At 43.9% G+C, this 18,621-nt stretch carries 16 protein-coding genes and 1 pseudogene; 5 read left to right on the top strand and 12 right to left on the bottom strand.

Annotation, left to right across the window (positions count from 1 at the left end):
• Window positions 1-55: 55 nt before the first annotated feature.
• Window positions 56-625: an NAD(P)H-dependent oxidoreductase gene (locus Q9R21_RS07065; protein WP_311204007.1), complete on the bottom strand. Its 570-nt coding sequence runs from the start codon at window positions 623-625 to the stop codon at window positions 56-58.
• A 340-nt stretch (window positions 626-965) separates the two neighbouring features.
• On the opposite strand from Q9R21_RS07065, the pseudogene Q9R21_RS07060 reads away from it, so the two are divergent.
• Window positions 966-2,162: pseudogene (locus Q9R21_RS07060) on the top strand (GGDEF domain-containing protein).
• 28 nt (window positions 2,163-2,190) lie between these two features.
• Here Q9R21_RS07060 and dsbD read toward each other — a convergent pair.
• The 4 genes from dsbD to Q9R21_RS07040 form a co-directional block, all read right to left on the bottom strand.
• Window positions 2,191-4,032 (bottom strand): protein-disulfide reductase DsbD, encoded by a 1,842-nt coding sequence (dsbD, locus tag Q9R21_RS07055; protein WP_311204065.1) that lies wholly within the window; start codon window positions 4,030-4,032, stop codon window positions 2,191-2,193.
• Between the two features lie 19 nt (window positions 4,033-4,051).
• Window positions 4,052-4,807 (bottom strand): transporter, encoded by a 756-nt coding sequence (locus Q9R21_RS07050; protein ID WP_114540932.1) that lies wholly within the window; start codon window positions 4,805-4,807, stop codon window positions 4,052-4,054.
• 21 nt (window positions 4,808-4,828) lie between these two features.
• Window positions 4,829-5,371, bottom strand: coding sequence for an ankyrin repeat domain-containing protein (locus tag Q9R21_RS07045; protein ID WP_129716226.1), 543 nt, complete (start codon window positions 5,369-5,371; stop codon window positions 4,829-4,831).
• A gap of 127 nt (window positions 5,372-5,498) precedes the next feature.
• A complete protein-coding gene (locus Q9R21_RS07040) occupies window positions 5,499-5,864 on the bottom strand; it encodes an HPF/RaiA family ribosome-associated protein (protein ID WP_004647220.1) in 366 nt (121 codons plus the stop codon).
• A 1,007-nt stretch (window positions 5,865-6,871) separates the two neighbouring features.
• On the opposite strand from Q9R21_RS07040, the gene Q9R21_RS07035 reads away from it, so the two are divergent.
• From Q9R21_RS07035 to Q9R21_RS07020, 4 genes are all read left to right on the top strand, one after another.
• The gene (locus tag Q9R21_RS07035; RefSeq protein WP_164543173.1) at window positions 6,872-7,597 is read left to right on the top strand and encodes an outer membrane protein OmpK; all 726 of its coding nucleotides are present in this window, start codon (window positions 6,872-6,874) and stop codon (window positions 7,595-7,597) included.
• Between the two features lie 81 nt (window positions 7,598-7,678).
• Window positions 7,679-8,191, top strand: a complete 513-nt coding sequence (locus tag Q9R21_RS07030; RefSeq protein ID WP_311204006.1) for an N-acetyltransferase family protein — start codon at window positions 7,679-7,681, stop codon at window positions 8,189-8,191.
• A 172-nt stretch (window positions 8,192-8,363) separates the two neighbouring features.
• Entirely contained in the window at window positions 8,364-9,086 is a 723-nt protein-coding gene (locus tag Q9R21_RS07025; RefSeq protein ID WP_311204005.1) for a hypothetical protein, read from the top strand.
• Window positions 9,087-9,152: 66 nt separating this feature from the next.
• A complete protein-coding gene (locus Q9R21_RS07020; RefSeq protein ID WP_004281281.1) occupies window positions 9,153-9,860 on the top strand; it encodes a phospholipase D family protein in 708 nt (235 codons plus the stop codon).
• A 243-nt stretch (window positions 9,861-10,103) separates the two neighbouring features.
• Here Q9R21_RS07020 and urtE read toward each other — a convergent pair whose 3' ends face one another.
• The 7 genes from urtE to Q9R21_RS06985 all read right to left on the bottom strand — a co-directional run bounded on the left by urtE (window position 10,104) and on the right by Q9R21_RS06985 (window position 18,547).
• Window positions 10,104-10,802 carry an urea ABC transporter ATP-binding subunit UrtE gene (gene urtE / locus Q9R21_RS07015; RefSeq protein WP_311204004.1) on the bottom strand — a complete coding sequence of 233 codons (699 nt, stop codon included), beginning with the start codon at window positions 10,800-10,802 and terminating at the stop codon, window positions 10,104-10,106.
• 10 nt (window positions 10,803-10,812) lie between these two features.
• Entirely contained in the window at window positions 10,813-11,631 is an 819-nt protein-coding gene (gene urtD, locus Q9R21_RS07010) for an urea ABC transporter ATP-binding protein UrtD (RefSeq protein ID WP_311204003.1), read from the bottom strand.
• A complete protein-coding gene (gene urtC / locus Q9R21_RS07005; protein ID WP_311204002.1) occupies window positions 11,628-12,701 on the bottom strand; it encodes an urea ABC transporter permease subunit UrtC in 1,074 nt (357 codons plus the stop codon). Before urtC ends, urtD begins: the two co-directional genes overlap by 4 nt.
• Before the next feature lie 4 nt (window positions 12,702-12,705).
• Window positions 12,706-14,337 (bottom strand): urea ABC transporter permease subunit UrtB, encoded by a 1,632-nt coding sequence (gene urtB, locus Q9R21_RS07000; protein WP_311204001.1) that lies wholly within the window; start codon window positions 14,335-14,337, stop codon window positions 12,706-12,708.
• 94 nt (window positions 14,338-14,431) lie between these two features.
• Entirely contained in the window at window positions 14,432-15,712 is a 1,281-nt protein-coding gene (urtA, locus tag Q9R21_RS06995) for an urea ABC transporter substrate-binding protein (protein WP_311204000.1), read from the bottom strand.
• Between the two features lie 359 nt (window positions 15,713-16,071).
• A complete protein-coding gene (parE, locus tag Q9R21_RS06990; RefSeq protein WP_311203999.1) occupies window positions 16,072-17,952 on the bottom strand; it encodes a DNA topoisomerase IV subunit B in 1,881 nt (626 codons plus the stop codon).
• A 1-nt stretch (window position 17,953) separates the two neighbouring features.
• Window positions 17,954-18,547, bottom strand: coding sequence for a YqiA/YcfP family alpha/beta fold hydrolase (locus tag Q9R21_RS06985; RefSeq protein WP_005245646.1), 594 nt, complete (start codon window positions 18,545-18,547; stop codon window positions 17,954-17,956).
• Window positions 18,548-18,621: the final 74 nt, after the last annotated feature.

Genomic DNA, 18,621 nt, shown 5'->3' with positions numbered 1-18,621 from the left:
TCAATGCATAAAAAAGGTCAGCCGTAGCTGACCTTTGAAAAGAGGTTTTAGATTTTTAAATGGCCTGAACTTGCTGCAATGCAGTTTGCAATGCTTGGGCTTTAACCGCTTCGCCCATGTTCACTCCTTCAGCACGAATCACTTCGATATCATTCACACCGGTAAAGTTAAACACGGTTTTCAGGAAAGCCTCCTGAAAATCAGCCGGGCTTTGCTCGCCATAGACACCACCACGGCTGCTGGCGATATACACTTTTTTATTGCCCGCCAGACCCACAGGACCTTGTTCGGTATATTTAAAGGTACGTCCCGCGACACAGATCCGGTCAATCCAGGCTTTTAAGGTCGATGGCAAACCGAAGTTATACATCGCTGCACCAATTACCACGATATCTGCCTGCAAATATTGCTCTAAAATTTCCTCGTCCAATGCCGTCTGTTCTGCATTCTGCCCCATTAAAATTTCGGCGGTAAGATGGGGAATAGGCTGTGCAGCCAGATCCAGGTATTCAACTTCAATGATCTCAGCATATTTTTGCTGCAATTGTTCCACCACGGCCTGAGTCAACTGACGCGAAATAGAGGCATCTCCTAAAATACTGGAATCAATCTGTAAAACTTTCATGGCTTCACTCTTTATCTTTGGTTATTTCTAACAATGCAGCCATTTTAACGATTGACTATATTGAAATAATTAGCACAAATAAAACACATCATCCTGAATTTAGAACAAAACTGTATGCCTCTTAACCTCTTTAAGTTTGATTAGAACCCTTTGACATAGCCTAGATCACTTGTGCTATAGGTAAAGACTGAGCAGATGAGGTATCAACTAAATCACAAAAATGTTTTAAATATTTTTGTTTATCAAGCATTCAAACTTATGTTATCTTGTGTAAATAAAGCTATAAATATCCAATAAGTCTTAAAAAATCTGCCATAACAATTAAAGTCAGACCGGGACCATGAAGCGAATATCGCCTGTATTAGAAAAAGTGCTAAGACACAGAATCAAGAAATATCTGGTCGAAGATGAAGTCGTGATGAACTGGCGCATCCTGAAGAAATGCATCCTGATGCTGACCTTGGGATGCGGTGTACATCTGACCTAACTCGGCTGGGACCTGTTTGTTTTATTCAATCCTGAGTATTGGCAATATGTACAGATTGAACGGGTTCATTCGCAAGTCGTGCTGAACGGCAGTTTTTTATTGATTTTAGCCGTGCTGGTTTATCCTTGTTATAAATTTCAGGGCAACCGTCTGGTGGAACGTTATCTGCCCTATCTGGCAGTCGGCACTTTTGTGGTTTCGCTATGCCGGGATGCCTATATTGTCGGTGTGATCAGTCCGGTCGCTACTACCGCTTACGTTTGCTTAATTATGGTCGGTCTGGTACTGTTTCATCGCACGCTAGTGTATAGCATGCTGATTCCTGCTTCCATTTTTCTGGATGGATGTGCCTATTTAAGTTTCAGTCATCAATTGCCTTATTCACCGCTATTTAATATCGATGACAAGCTTTTCTATAATGGTTTCTGGCTGTTATCGATGCTGTATTTCATTTTGCCAATTCTGGCCGTCTGCATGGTGTTATTCGAGATTCTGCTGAGTCAGTGGCGGCATCGCGAGCAGCTAATCAAACAGCTGAGCCAGATCGATCCGCTTACCAATCTGTTTAACCGCCGTAGTATCAACCAATGTCTGGATAAACTGAATGCCGCAGCCACTCCAAATTATGCTTTAGTGTTATTAGATCTGGATCATTTCAAGAAAATTAATGATCACTATGGCCATCATAAGGGCGATGAAACCTTAGTCGAAGTGAGTGCCGTGCTGAACCAGCAATTACGCGAAAGTGATGTGGTCGGCCGTTTTGGTGGGGAAGAATTTATTCTCGTGCTTAAAAATACCAGTCTGGAAAAAGCCGAACAAGTGGCTGAACGCTGCCGCATTGCCATTCAGCAATTGCAGATTTTCAGTGATGAAGGTGAGCTGATTCCGGTGACCGCCAGTTTCGGGATTGCCATTTCTAGCGCGGAATTACGCCCGCAACAGTTATTAAGTCAGGCCGATCAGGCGCTTTATCAGGCCAAAGCCGGTGGGCGTAATCTGGTCAAAGCCTATGCTGAACCGGTGCCAGCACAGATGCAGGTTTCTTAAACGGGTTCAGCTTTTTTTAAGAACTAAATTATGGATTTTCACTTTGAGCCAGTGCTTGCAGCTGTGCCAGCAATTCTGCCTCGCTAAAAGCACCGGTTAAACGTAAACCCCTAATTTCCTGCTGCTGCGCATTCAAGAATAAATACGTCGGCGGCCCGAGAATTTCCCATTGGTTTAACAGCGCTTGATGAGAGACATTATATTGGCTTAAATCCAGCTTGATCAGGAAATATGGCGCAAGCGCCTGCTGTACCGCTGCAGATTTTAAAATACGATGTTCGATCGGCTGACAGGCAACACACCAGTCGGCGTAGACATCAATAATAATCTTTTGCCCTTGTGGTGCCCTGTCCAAAATCTGCTGAAATTCTGCTGCACTACGTGCCACATGCCACTTGGCTTCTGTGCTCGCCTGCTCCACAAAAAAACGCTGACTGTGCTGATATTGGCTATAAGCGATATAGGGCACGGCCAGTACCAGACACAGGATATATAGCCATCTCAAACCGGTACGATGCCAGAAAATCCGGAACAGCACATAAGCCACGAAGGTCATACCCAAAGCTAGGGATAACCATTGTAAAGCGGCTTCTGAAATCAGTGGGCGAATAAAATACAGCGCCAGCGCCAGCATGATAAAGGCAAAGAGCACTTTGATCTGATTCATCCAGTGCCCGGCTTTAGGCAGAATCCGTGCACCCAGAATACTGGCCAGTAATAAAGGCGTCCCCATTCCAAAACCCAGGGTAAACAGCAGTAAAGCCCCCTGCCACTGACTTTGCGTCTGGGAAATAAACAATAATGCACCTGCCAGCGGTGCGGTCATGCATGGTCCCACCAGAAGCGCCGAAATCATGCCCATAACGCCGGCACTGACCAGACTACCTCCCTGCTGCATGGCCTGTGCCCGATCCAGACGATGAACCAGACGTTGCGGCAATTTGATTTCAAACAGGCCAAACAGATTCAGCGCAAACAGGACAAACAGGATGCTAAATGCGATCAGGGTTCCCGGTTGCTGCAACCAGCGCTGGAAGTTCAGACCAGCTGAAGACACAATTAGGCCAAGTACTGCATAGACAGCGGCCATACTGCTGACAAAAGTCAGTGCAATCATCCAGGCTTTCAGACCTTTACTGTCACGTACGATCAACGAGGTCAGAATTGGCAGCATCGGCAAGGAACACGGGGTGAAAGCCAGTAAAATTCCCAAGCCGAAGAACAGTAAAAGCCCATAGCCCAAAGAGCGCTCAAGCAACTGGGCTGACCATTTCTGGTCTTGTGCTGCATAAGGTTCGGTTTGTGTGTTGGCTGATGCAGAGATTTCATCTGCTGTAGATTCTGAGGAATCCACTGTATTAAACAGGGTGTTGTGTTGCAGTGATGAAGTATTCAGATCAAGTAAACGCTTTGCTCCTGATCCGGCAGCTTCGAATTGCACCAGACCGGACAAATCGGTCTTGAACTGAATGGTTTGTGGCGGATAACAGATCCGGTCTTTGGCACAGCCCTGCCAGCTGACCTGATAGGATTGCCCCGCCTGAGTCGGAATTTGAAACTTTAACTGCTGATAATAAACCTGGGTATGTCCATAGTTATCATCATACAAATCTTCAGCGGGTGGCAACTCAAACGATACCGGCTGGTTGCCCTGCCAAACTTCAATTTTATGCTGATACAGATAATAGTTGTCCGGAATCTGCCAGCTCAGTTCAGCCTGCTGCTGACTGGTGGAGATCACGCTCACAGGAAAAGCCTGCTCGGCAGACAACAATGCCGTTTCCGCCTGAGCAGGACTGCTGAACAAGGTGCTTCCCAAAATAACCGGGGCAAGCATTTTCCCCCAGGTCGGGAACTGCGAGTATTTCATCATCTGTGAGTTGAATAACTTAGAACAGCACAGAGAAACCTAAGCCTGAGAAGTAACTTCGATCTGCACCATCCAGATCTACACCGACATTCGCATCCAATTGGACACGGTCGTTTAAGGCATACATAACCCCGGTACCGAGCGCGTATTGATTATCGACACTTTCAGCTTTACGGTAAATCAGTTCAGAATAACCTGACCAGCGATCAGTAATGCGGTAGCCTAGAGAAGGAATCGCAGACACTGCCCAGTTGCTGTCCTGCCATTCATAACGCATGGTCAATGCGGTACTGACCAAGTCATTATATTGATACGACACGACAGAACCTAAGCTGTAAATATCTTCTTCATTAGTGAAACCGGTATTGCCTGTTGCAATGATGGCTTCGGCCAGCAAAGCCATACTGAGTTTGTCATCATCCAGATCAATGGCCTTTTTCAGACCAATACTAACATCGCCCAGACCATCATCTTCTTCGGTCTGGCCATTGGATTTCACTTGGGTCCAGGTCGGGCCAGCCCAACCTAAACGCAATTCCAGATCATCACTGAGTCCGGTACGTAACAACATATCTGCACTGAGTGTGGTCGCGGTCTGATCGCCCGACTTGCTATAACGCGCTGTAGGCAAGCCTTGCTCCCAAGCGACATTTCCGACTGGCGTAATTCCAGTACTCAGACCCTCACCTGGTCGATCAAATTCAAAATCTGCTGCGAAAAGCTGTGCACTACAACCGGCCAGTGCAATCAAACCCAAGGTTTTTAATGTTGTCATGTTGGAGCTCTTTATTAAAATTTAACTGAGTTCTTTGGTCATTTTTGCGCCATGCTTGCGAAGCAGTTCTAGCGTCTGTTTTTCTTCATCCAAGGCTTCTGACCAGTTGATTTCATCAAAATCACAATCAAAGAATAGATCACTAATAGAAGATAAAATAGTCATGCCATCTTCATCTTTGCTATTTGGATCGACTTTTTCATCCAGTAAACGCTGTACAGCCGGTGCACATGCGGCACTCGCGGCATCCCAGAGCGGGCCATAAATTTCTTCTGTATCCCACAGATGCAGATTCACTTTGGCCTGGATCAGTTCTTCCAGAATCTGTAAATGTACTGCCAAACGTGCCTGTTTCTCATCTTCTGAAAGTGGTGTTCCGGCTTCATATAGCTCACACACCTCTTCCCACCATTTGAACAGGCCATCTGACCAGACCGAAATCACCGGACCTTTGTCATGATCAATAAAATTCGGGTTGAGTCCATCTGCCAGCAGCTGTTTGACCTGGTCCAGATTTAATTCTTCGAGTGCTTGCACAAAAAGCTGTTGTTGCGCAGTTAACATGATGGAGCTCACTTTGATTCGTTTTCGACTATTATGCCGAATAAAGCAGGATTTGTTGTGCTTCTCATAACTATATTTTTGTTTAATACGAAAAAAGCCCCGCAGGGCTTTTTCAAATCGGTTCGGCTTAGTCTTCGATATCCGCAGTATCTGTGTCTGCTAGTTCGAGAGCACCAGGACGAACATTGTCTTTTTTCTCGATCACATGTTCCAGACTACGCTTTAGTCGGTCAATTGCACCATGGATCGCAGTATCGACATTATGGCCACGGTGATTAACTACGACAGGTTTCAAGCCTGCAGGACGCGCTTCAATCATACAGCGAATATCGTCATCGCCGCCTTTGGCGCCATTTTCATCACTGAGATGGACTGAAAAATGAGTAATACGTTCGCTGTGGCGCTGGAATTCTTGATTTAATTCTTCCCGTACATAAGTAATTAAACGATCACTATTCTGAATGTGGTTATCGGTACGAAGTTCAATATTCATATATTACCATCCTCAATCTTTGTAACTTTTGAGTGCAAAATTTTTTATCTTGGCACGTTTGTAGCTTGCTGTTTCGCATCGCATTTCACTTCTTCAAATGATTGGAATCACACCCTCCATTTTGAATGATGAACACATTTTTGAGTCTGCAGAATCGTGTCCTTATATCTTGAATATCGGCTGTATCTGGGAAATATGCAAGTGATATTTTGGTTTTTTAGCAAAAGAATAATCCATTGTGACAACTGCTTACTCAGCTCAAAAATGCAGGATTTTTCAAACGGCAATTGCGCAACTCTTCACACGATTTAATTTGAAATGTTTTTTAAGCCAGACCGATAAATCGCTTAAATAACACTCGACCAGAAAACCTAAAAAAAGAGAAATTAAAAGTATTTTTTTATGGAAATTAGCTCACTTTTATCTAATAATTTTTCTTATAAGATCAGCGCCTAGTCAGCCTTACAGTCCTGAATAGATCATTTGCTTTATCATTATTTAGTTGCTTTTGCATAACCGGGAAAAATACTCTTTCGTCATTCGAAAATAATAAACTGCAAAAATGATTTTCAATTGAAATATAAGACCGATCACTCTTATTTTAGGATGCCGAGAATAGGCCTATAAAACGACCGTCATTTGAGATTTTAAAAGCAGCTTCATTACACAAACCAAACAAAGCTATTCAGCCTCAGGCCCAAATTAATTACTAAACAATCTGTATATTCCCCCTATTTTTACTGGTTTTCTAAACTCATCATCCTGAATTGAAGTGATTTTATATTTTTAGTCCTACATTCAGTCTTTTAAGGCACTACATATTCAACTTTATTTAAAAAATAATGCTTTAGAAAAGCATCAGCGAAAGACAATGAAAAATTAGGAAGGTGATCGTCTTTATTCAACTCATGAAGGCTGAAATATATTTAAGTCAGCGATCACTTTTAACTTTATTTTTACTTATTAATCTGTATGCTTATTCTGCTTTCTCGGGGGGATAGATTTAAATGAAATTTACACAACTTGCGGCACTTTGTGCATTGGCTTCAACTGCTGTATTTGCTCAAGCAAAACCAGTTTGGCAGGACTTTAGCGTTACAGGTCTTTATGGTGAAAACTATGAAGTTGTAGACGATCAGCAAACTACTTTAACTGTTGAATATGCTGCAAAAGTTAAATATGCAGATGTATTCTTCTTTATGGATCGTCTGCGCGGTGGCGATGATGTTAAAAGTACGTACTTTGAGTTATCACCACGTTTAAGCTTAAGCGAAGTTACAGGCCAAAAACTTGCCTTTGGTCCAGTGAAAGATGTGCTTATTTCAACAACGTGGGAAGGTTCAGATAATGCGGACAACTTCCTATATGGCGTGGGCTTTGACCTTGATATCCCATACTTTCAGTATGCTAGCTTGAATCTTTATCGTGCAAATAATGAAAAAGTGTTTGGCAATAAAGACGATTATCAAATGACGCTTACCTATGGTGTGCCATTTAAACTGGGTGCTGAAGACTTTCTTGTAGATGGCTTCCTTGATTGGTCAACTGCTGAAAAAGACGCTCAAGCAAGCGAGTTAAACTGGACTACACAGTGGAAATGGAATGCGGGCAAACACATTTCTCCAGACACCCGTTTATACCTCGGCGTTGAACATTCAGTGTGGAACAACAAGTTTGGTCTTAAAAATCAAGACGAAAACAATGTCAGCGCACTTGTGAAATATCATTTCTAATTGATGTATGATCAAAGGCAGAACTCCGGTTCTGCTTTTTTTTAAACTGTGATTTCAGCTCACCTCTACCAGAACAAGAATATGCCTGATTTTGACATTCGCCCTGCGACCGAACATGATCTTGAAACCATCCTCGAGATTTATAATCAGGAAGTACTCTATGGTACTGCGACCTGGAACAGAACGGCCTTTGATTTGAACTATTTCAAAATCTGGTTTAAGCAACTTAAAAATCAGAATTTCCCGGTTTTTGTGGTTGAAGATACTCAAAATCAAGTCATTGCTGGCTATGCCTGTTATGATCAGTTTCGTAGTATTCAGGGCTTTCAACAGACGGTAGAACATTCGATCTTTTTAAATCCAGATTATGCAGGGCAAGGTTTAGGTTCTCAATTATTGCAGTATTTAATTGAACAGGCTCAAGTACAGAAACTGCATATCATGGTCGCGGCGATTGATTCTGAAAACACTTCATCGATTCGTCTGCATGAAAAACTGGGTTTCGTTCAAACTGCCTATATGCCGCAAGTTGGACAGAAGTTTGGGCAATGGCGTGATTTGGTACTCTTACAACTCAATCTGGATCAAGCTTGATTCATTCTTAGTTTAAAACTATTCCAGAACTGCTTTCTGGACACTACTCTTCAGCTTTTTAATACTTGGCCATCACGATATTTTGTTGTTATCCAGTTTAATAAGCACAAGTTCTATTTACTTATACGAGCGGCTATGTTTTATTCAGCTCAAAATCATACTGAATAACACCATGTATAAATCTCTATTGTCTATTGGTCTTTTAAGTTTAAGTATGCTCACTTTTGCTGATTCAGACTTTGAAAAAGAGCTCCGTTCAGGCTGTAGCAAAGTGCAAAGCTATGCAAATAATGGCAAAAAATTCTACGACCAAAAACAATATCAAAAGGCCGCAGCGCAATTTGAGCAACAAGCCGCATGGTCATCATTTTGTGTGATGAATGTAGAAGATGGCGGTACAGCTTTTTCTGAACGTGATATCACCACAGCGTTTAATAATGTCGGCATAAGTTATGCCAAGCTGGGCAAGCCGCAATGGGCACGCGCCTGGTTCTCCATTTTCCCAAATGCTAAAGCTAGCCAGTTCAATCTAAAACAGTTGCCTGCCCCACAAAAACCGAAGAATCTTGCAGGAAAATATGTTCGTTATGCAGGTTTTGGTCAATGGAATACGATGGAAGTTAAACGGACTTCGAATGCCTACCAGATTGAGTTTAATGGACTCTATATGGGTTTACGCAGTCTGATTTATGGTCCTAATCTGGGAGAATTTTCAACCCGTATGTCGCTGAATAAAGCTCAGGCCAATTACAGCGTAGAAGATTGCAAAATTGATTTGAAATTTCAGTTTAACGCTCAAATTGGACAACAGATTGTGGTGAATAGCAACAATCCAATGTCTTGCGGTTTTGGCCATAATGTCTCAGCGGATGGCATGTATTTAAAGGTTGAGTGATTGCTGATTCAGCGATATCTTATTCCCCTATAACAAACATAATATTCAAAATATTACAGGGAAAATATGGCTAAATTTCTAAATACCAGTGCAACCAATTTTTTCTTAGAAGAACTCATTAAAAATGCCAAAGAACGTCTAATTTTAATCAGTCCGTATTTACGTCTCAATGACCGTATTAAAGAATTATTAGAAGACAAAGACCGGTTAAAAATTGATGTTCGCATTGTCTATGGCAAAAGTGATTTGCATCCTGAAGAAATCAAATGGATTCAAAAACTGGACTATGTGCGTTTGAGTTTCTGCAAAAACCTGCATGCAAAGTGCTATCTCAATGAATCGGAATGTATTATTTCGAGTTTGAATTTATATGAATTTAGCCAGGTCAATAACAATGAAATGGGCATTTCAGTTCGTAAGTATGAAGATGATGAGGTTTTTAAAGATGCGTATGAAGAAGCGCAGCGTATTATTCGGATTAGCGAAGAAGTCCGGATCAGCTTAGATGAAGTCAAAGCTAATCCGAACACTGAGGATTTAGGTCAAACTGATGAAGAAGCTAATGCCTTTAGTAAATTGACCACCTCCAAACTGGCTGCCAAATATAAAATTAAAACAGCAGATTTACTTGAAAAGTTAGTGGATAAAGGCTTTTTAAAGCTGAATGACACGGGTAAACATTTTTTAACTGACCAAGGCAAATCCATCGGTGGTGAATACCGTCCAAGTCAGTACGGCGGCTATTTTTTATGGAATGAAAATACGGAGATCTAATCCCTCCATTATTCAAAAAAGAAAATTCCCCTCTCTTTAAGAGATGAGAAGCTCTGCTTCGTAAGAGGAGATTTAAAATTTAATCCCTCCAAACCTCCCTTTCTTACGCTTCGATATAAAGCAGTGCTTATATCTTGCTTAGGGAGGCTTTTTCCCTCTCCTTCTAGGAGAGGATTAGGGAGAGGTAAATAAAGATAAACCCTCATCCCCCGCCTTCTCCCATAGGAGAAGGAGCTAAAAGCCTTAAATCGCCACCAACTCCCGAATACCTTTCTCAGGCATTTCACTGCCCACACCTTGCGCCACAACCTGCCCACGTGCCATCACGGTATAAGCATCAGCAAGTTCTTCAGCAAAATCATAGAATTGCTCTACCAACACAATCGCCATCTCACCACCATCAGCAAGTTTACGAATCACCCGTCCAATGTCTTTAATAATGGATGGCTGAATACCTTCAGTCGGTTCATCCAAAATCAGCACACGCGGTTCAGAAGCAAGTGCTCGTGCAATGGCAAGCTGCTGCTGCTGACCACCAGACAAATCTCCGCCACGGCGATGCTTCATTTCCTCCAAGACAGGGAAAATTTCATAGAGATGCTCAGGCACTTTGCGTGTCTTTGCGCCTTTAAATTTCGCCATGCCAATCAGGAGGTTTTCCTCAACCGTCAGCGTTGAAAAAATATCGCGACCTTGGGGCACATAAGCCAGACCTGCACGGACACGCTGTTCAGGACTGAGTTTCGAAATGTCCTTGCCATCCAGCAAAATCTGTCCGGATTTAATCGGTAAAATACCCATCAGACATTTAAGGAGCGTGGTTTTCCCTACACCATTGCGCCCAAGCACCACCGAACACTCACCCACAGGTGCAGTCAACGACACATCACGTAAAATATGACTGCCACCATAAAATTGATTGACGTCTTTGACTTCTAACATCACGGTCTCCTTAACGTCCTAAATACTTTTCAATGACATCTTCATTGGCTTGTACTTCTGCCAATGTGCCTTCTGCTAAAATTGCGCCTTGTGCCAATACCGTGACTTTTTCACTAATCGTATCGATAAAGCTCATGTCATGCTCAACCACAACGAGGGTGTGATTTTTCTTGAGTTCTAAACACAGCTCCGCCGTACGCTCGGTTTCGGCATCGGTCATGCCTGCTACAGGTTCATCCAGTAAAATCAGTTTTGGACGTTGCATCAACAACATGCCGATTTCTAACCATTGCTTTTGACCATGCGACAGCAAGCCAGCAGGTTTATTAATGAACTCTTGCAGACGAATTTGCGCAAGTGATTCATCCAGGGCATTTTGGGCATCGGGATCGAGTTTGCTAAAGAAACTCTTTTTCACGCGCTTGTCTTTGGGTGCTGCTAGAAGCAGATTTTCCATGACGCTGAAATTTTCAAACACCGTCGGTTTTTGGAATTTACGTCCAATGCCTGCTTCAGCAATTTGCTCGGTACTCATTTTGGCTAGGTCATAGTTTTGCCCGAAAAATGCAGCGCCTTCAGTTGGACGGGTTTTTCCGGTAATCACATCCATGAGGGTGGTTTTCCCCGCCCCGTTCGGTCCAATAATGCAGCGTAATTCCCCTTCTTCAATGTAGAGCGACAAATCATTTAAGGCACGAAAAGCATCAAACCAGACGCTGACTTTTTCTAAATACAGCGCAATACCGTGGGTAAAGTCCGCGCCTTGTTCTTTAGGACGACCATAGCCTTCAGTGGCATGACCACCATGCGGTTGTAGGATCTCGCTCATTCGCTACGCTCCTTTTTAAAACGGTCAAACAGACCAACAATGCCTTTTGGCAGGAGGATGGTCACTACAATAAATAACGTACCCAAAATCAACAGCCATGCTTCAGGATAAGCCGAAGTAAAATAGGTTTTTACTCCATTGATTAAGCCTGCCCCAATCAATGGACCAATCAGCGTGCCACGTCCACCCGCTGCCACCCAGACTGCCATTTCAATCGAGTTCACCGGGTTCATTTCACTTGGGTTAATAATGCCGGCTTGTGGCACATACAGTGCCCCTGCAATGCCTGCAATCACCGCAGATAGCACCCATGCCGAGAGCTTGTACCACAAGGTACGGTAGCCCAAATATTGCAGACGGTTTTCGCTGTCACGAATTGCACCGAGTACACGGCCATAAGGTTTATTCATTAAATGACGTAAACCAATAAAGCACAGCAACAATACCAAAGCGGTGATAAAGCACAAACTTGCCCGCATCGATGCCGAGGTAATGTCCAGGCCTAAAATGGTTTTAAAACCGGTAAAGCCGTTGTTGCCACCAAAGCCGGTTTCATTACGGAAGAAAAGTAATGCAGCGGCAAAAGTCATAGCTTGGGTAATAATCGAGAAATACACGCCTTTAATTTTGGAACGGAAGGCAAAGAAGCCGAAAATAAAGGCGATGATGCCCGGCACTAATACCACCAATACCAATGACCAAAGGAAGTATTCCGTACCGACCCAAAACCATGGCACTTCCGTCCAACTAAGGAAGCGCATAAAGTCAGGAATGCCATCCCCTGCAGACTGGCGCATTAAGTACATCCCAAAGGCATAACCGCCAAGGGCAAAGTACAAACCATGTCCTAAACTTAAAATTCCGGCATAGCCCCAAACTAAATCCAGTGCCAAAGCGACCAGAGCCAAACACATGATTTTGCCAATCAAGGTGACCCAATACGCAGATAAATGCAGGGTTGAATCGGCAGGTAACAGGTGTAACCATGGCAATGCCAATAAAATGGCAAAGCATACGGCAATCGCAATGCCACTATGCGGTTTGTCGGATAATAATTGTGTAATCTTCATGTGCTTACTCCACAAAACGGCCTTTGATGGCAAACAAACCTTGTGGACGTTTTTGAATAAACAAAATCACAAGCACCAAGAGAACAATTTTTGCCAGTACTGCACCAATGCCAATTTCCAAGGCGGTACCGCTAATACCCAGACCAAGCGCTGCAAGGACTGCACCCCACACCTGACCTACACCACCGACAACCACCACCAAGAAGGCATCAATAATGTAGTTTTGCCCTAAATCCGGCCCGACGTTACCCACTTGTGCCAAAGCACATCCGGCTAACCCTGCAAGACCTGAACCTAAACCAAAGGCCATCATATCGATACGACTAGAACGAATACCGACTGCTCGCGCCATTTGACGGTTTTGTGTCACCGCACGAACGAAGAGACCAAAACGGGTTTTATTCAGTAGGTAAACCAACAACAAAAGCACTGCAATGGTAAAGACAATAATCGCAATACGGTTATAGGGCAGCATCAAGCTTGGAGTAATCGAGATCCCGCCTGACAGCCAGGAAATGTTAGAAACTTCGACATTTTGCGCACCAAAAGTCATGCGTACCAATTGCATCAGAATCAGGCTGACACCAAAAGTGGCAAGCAAGGTTTCCAACTGGCGACCATATAGCGGACGAATCACGGTACGTTCAATCAACATGCCGATCAGCCCACTTACCAGGAATGCTGCAGGAATCGCGGCGATTAAGTACCAATCGACATAGCTACCCAAATAACTTTTAAACAGGCTTTGCACCACATAAGTGGTATAGGCACCAATCATAATCAGCTCGCCATGCGCCATATTAATCACACCGAGCAAACCATAAGTAATCGCAAGACCCAGTGCAGCAAGCAGTAGAATACTCGCAGTACTTAAACCTGAAAATAAATGTCCTGTCCATTCGCTGGCTTGAATACGGGTTTTAATACTGCTTTTCGCTTCAAGCAAAGCCGCTTTCAGCTCTGGATGTAAATTCGGCTGTGTTAGCTCATTTTCCACCATCGCCAAGACATCGGGACGATTGGAGTCTTGCAAGGCTTTCGCCGCTTGAATTTTAACTAAGACATCTGCATCTTGATAATCCAGACGCGCTTTAAGCTGGGCCAAACGGGCTTTGACTTTGTTATTTTGTTCGTTCAAATACAGGGCATTGATGTGAGCAACATTCAGCTCTGCCAAGTTGCTTTCATAAATATCAATCGCTTCTAAACGCTCGGAAGCATCTTCAGATTTGAGTTTTCTTTGTGCCAAACCAAAGTTGAGCGCTTTACGCAAGGTATTCACCAAAGTCACTTGTGATAAGTCACTCGGCCAATCTGCAACGATGCCTAGACTCGGATAGCCGAGTAATTTTTCGTCCGATTCTAAAATATAGGTTTGACCATTAGCCCCACTATAAAGCTGCTCGTTTTCAACATATTCTGCAAGCTGATCTAACTGCTCAATACTGCCCGGCCATTGCTTCAGTAAAGCACGGCGCTGGGCAAAATCACCTTGCACAAATTGCTGGATTGCATCTTGTTGTATTGCTGCAGTCAATGCAGTGCTATTTGAGGATTGTTCTGCTGATACCAGTTGCACACAAATAACCTGTACAAATACCAGAAAAATAGCGGCGATATTCACGCGAATATTCATTATATTCACCCCTATTCCATTGGAAATTTTCCGTGGAGAGTAAGAAAAAAATCAGAGGACACCTGCCACGGCTGTGGCAGGCAAAAGATAGCTGTTATTTCGGAATGTACGGGCTCCAAGGCTGTGCCTGGATGGCTTGTGGCGTTTTATAGACCACATCAAACTGTCCATCGCCACGAATCTGACCAATCATGACTGGCTTGTGTAAGTGGTGATTCGTCGCATCCATTTTTAAGGTATAGCCGGATGGGGCTTTGAATTCCTGACCTGCCATCGCTTCACGGACTTTATCGACCTCTGTAGAACCTGCTTTTTCAACGGCTTGCTTCCACATGTTAATCCCGACATAAGTTGCTTCCATTGGGTCATTGGTCACGAGCTTGTCTGCATTCGGCAGTTTGAATTCCACCGCATACTGCTTCATTTTGTTGGTAAATTCTGTATTGACCGGATTCTTCACTGACATGAAATAGTTCCATGACGCCAAATGACCGACCAATGGCTTGGTGTCAATACCACGCAGTTCTTCTTCACCCACCGAGAACGCCATGACGGGAATATCAGAGGCTTTAATGCCCTGATTACCCAATTCACGATAGAACGGCACATTCGAGTCGCCATTGATGGTCGAGATCACCGCAGTCTTTTTACCAGCTGCGAATTTTTTCACATTGCCGACAATGGTTTGATAGTTGCTATGACCAAATGGCGTGTACTCTTCCATGATGTCCGCATCAGCCACGCCTTTAGACTTTAAAAAAGCACGTAAAATCTGGTTGGTGGTACGTGGGTAAACATAGTCTGTACCGAGCAGAACAAAACGCTCCGCTTTACCGCCCTCTTCAGTCATCAAGTATTCCACGGCTGGAATGGCTTGCTGGTTAGGCGCAGCACCGGTATAAAAAATATTTTTGGATTGTTCCTGGCCTTCGTACTGTACGGGATAGAACAATAAGCCATTCAGCTCTTCAACCACTGGTAAGATAGATTTACGTGACACCGACGTCCATGCACCGAAAATTACCGCGACTTTGTCTTGGGTAATCAGCTGACGTGCTTGCTCTGCAAACAGTGGCCAGTCAGATGCTGGATCGACCACCACAGGTTCCAGTTTTTTACCCAGTACCCCACCATTATCATTGATTTCCTTAATCGCCATTAAGGCCGTATCTTTCAGTGAGGTCTCAGAAATTGCCATCGTGCCTGACAATGAATGCAGGATCCCGACTTTAATCGTGTCGCCGCTGTCTGCGACTTTGCTTTCTGCGCCCGGGGCTTCTGCTTTTTCAGCAGATTTTGAACACCCCGTTAATGCAACAGCCCCTGCCATGGTTGCGGCTAAAATACTTTTTGAAAATAAATTGCGTTGGAACATCAGATTTTTCTCCAAACTTTATAATGGTGCATTTTTCATGCTTGTCTTGTTGTACATCTGGATGGAGTGATTCAATTTCTGTGCCAAGGCTTCAAAAAATAAAAAAATTCACTTTAACTGATCTCATTATTTGTATTATGAATCATGTATTTAGTCATACTAAAAAGACTTAAAGCCCTATTGCAATGTAGAACTCAGACTCAACTTTAAATAAGTTGCATAAAGACCAATCAAAATATGCCAAAACTAAGATAGAAGATGATGTACAAATAAAGTGCAGCACCTTGAATATTTTTTGCACTGTTTTAAAACAAAAAATCCCGCGCTTGCGGGATTTTTTACTGCTTAAATTCGATAGTTTAAACCACCAAATCTGCCAGATTACCTTTTTGCTCCAACCAGTCTTTGCGGTCACTGGCACGCTTTTTCGCCAAAAGTTTATCCAGTAACCCTGCGGTATGATGAGCATCATCCAGATCCAGTTGCACCAGACGACGCGTGTTTGGATCAAGCGTGGTTTCACGTAACTGACTGGCATTCATCTCGCCCAGACCCTTGAATCGGGTGATTTGCGGATTCTTGGTTTTGCATTTTTTCAGGATGCTATTCAGCTCATCTTCATCCAAAGCGTAGTGCACATCTTTATTGTCATCAATACGGAATAATGGCGGCATCGCTACAAATAAATGCCCTTCCTCGACCAGTGTAGGAAAATGCTTTACAAACAAGGCACACAGCAAAGTCGCGATATGCAAACCATCCGAGTCGGCATCCGCCAGGATACAGACCTTGCCATAACGCAGTTCAGACAAGTCATCCGAACCCGGATCAACGCCAATGGCAATCGCAATATTGTGTACGTCCTGCGATGCTAGAACTTCGTCAGAAGAGACTTCCCAAGTATTCAGGATTTTTCCACGAATTGGCATAATCGCCTGGAAGTTCTTATCACGCGCCTGCTTGGCCGAACCACCCGCAGAATCCCCTTCCACAATAAACAGTTCTGACTGATCCAGATCATGGCCTACACAGTCCGACAGTTTCCCCGGCAAGGTTGGACCCGCGACAATTTTCTTACGTTCTACTTTTTTCGCTGCTTTGAGACGGCGACCGGCTTTGGAAATGGCCATTTCTGCCAGTTGCATGGCGATATCAGAATTCTGGTTCAACCATAATGCAAAGGCATCTTTGGCAATATTCTGCACAATTCCAGCTGCTTCACGGCTCGATAGACGTTCTTTAGTCTGACCTGAGAATTGCGGCTCCTGAAATTTCAGCGACAGGATATAATTGACGCCGTCCCAGACATCTTCGGCAGAGAGTTTCATATTCCGCGGCAGCAAATTACGCAGTTCACAGAATTCACGCATCGCATCGGTGACGCCTGAACGCAGACCATTCACATGCGTTCCGCCTTGTGCGGTCGGAATCAGGTTGACATAAGATTCCTGGACGCTTTCACCCCCTTCGACATTCCAGCAAATTGCAAATTCTGCGCTGGCACGTTCCGCATCGCCTGTGGCAACAAACGCCGGTGCCGGAATAATTTCACGGTCTTCCAGCTCGTCCATCAAATAATCAACCAGACCATTTTCAAACTGCCAGGTGATCTTTTCATCATTGATCTGATCAACATAGTTGATCTGTAAGCCCGCCGCCAAAACAGCTTTGGCTTTGAGATTATGTTTTAAAGCTTTGAGGGCAAATTTAGGAGAATCAAAATATTTGGCTTCAGGCCAGAATTGTACCGTAGTTCCTGATACCCGTTTCGGTGCCTTACCTGCCAGTACTTCAAGCGGTGCAACCGGTTCGCCATTTTCAAAGGCCATTCTGTACAGGTTACCCTGACGCTGAACTTCGACCTCTACACGGGTCGAAAGCGCATTGACCACTGAAATCCCAACGCCATGCAAACCACCGGAAAACTGGTAATTATCGGTGCTGAACTTACCGCCGGCATGCAGTTTGGTCATGATAATTTCAATACCGCTCTGGCCATATTCAGGGTGAATATCCACCGGCATACCACGGCCATTGTCTTCGACTGATAAAGAACCATCTTTATAGACCGTGACGGTAATCTTGTTGGCATGCCCTGCCAGTGCCTCATCGACAGCATTATCAATCACTTCCTGTGCCAAATGGTTGGGACGAGAAGTATCGGTATACATGCCCGGACGACGACGGACCGGATCCAGACCAGATAAAACTTCAAGAGATTGAGCCGTATATTGAGACACGTTATTCGGTTTCCTTTTTTATGCAGTCCAATAAAAACTGTAAGACGAACGGAATTTTCTCCGCAAAATCATCCATCCCGTGACTGCCATAGGCTTCAGTCATCAGCATTGCAGGGGGATGCGCAGCACTATAATAACGATGTGCTTCACGATAATCCAAAACTTCATCGCCTTGTTGCAGCAGAACCAGTATTTTGTCTGCATCTTGTGCAACAGGCAGGGCCAATTGCTGGAGTTGTACCAGATCTGCCTCATCCAGACACCAGTTTGGATGTACTTGATAAGGCAATTGCTCGTCAAACAGTTCACGAAACAGTTGCCATGGTCGCATTGCCGGATTGATCAGTACAGCAGGCACAGCATGCTGTGCGACCAGATGTGTCGCATAAAATCCGCCGAGACTACTGCCCAGTAATGCCACATTATGCATCGATTCAATCAGTTCAGAAACATGCGCAATGGCAGCGTTCGGTGACATGTTTAAATCGGGTAAATGTACCTGAATTTCAGGATACTTTGCACAGTAATGTTGCAGCAATTTCCCCTTGATCGAGTTGGAATTACTCTTAAAACCATGCAAATAAATGATATTCATGAACTACCAACAAAAAACCCATCAATCATCAAAATTTAATTTAAATAATGTGAAGTACACTACTTTATAAGACC

The organism is Acinetobacter sp. RG5 (assembly GCF_031844265.1).
Lineage (GTDB): Bacteria > Pseudomonadota > Gammaproteobacteria > Pseudomonadales > Moraxellaceae > Acinetobacter.
The sequence above is the reverse complement of the archived record's forward strand: the minus strand, read 5'-3'. Positions and strand labels throughout refer to the sequence as shown.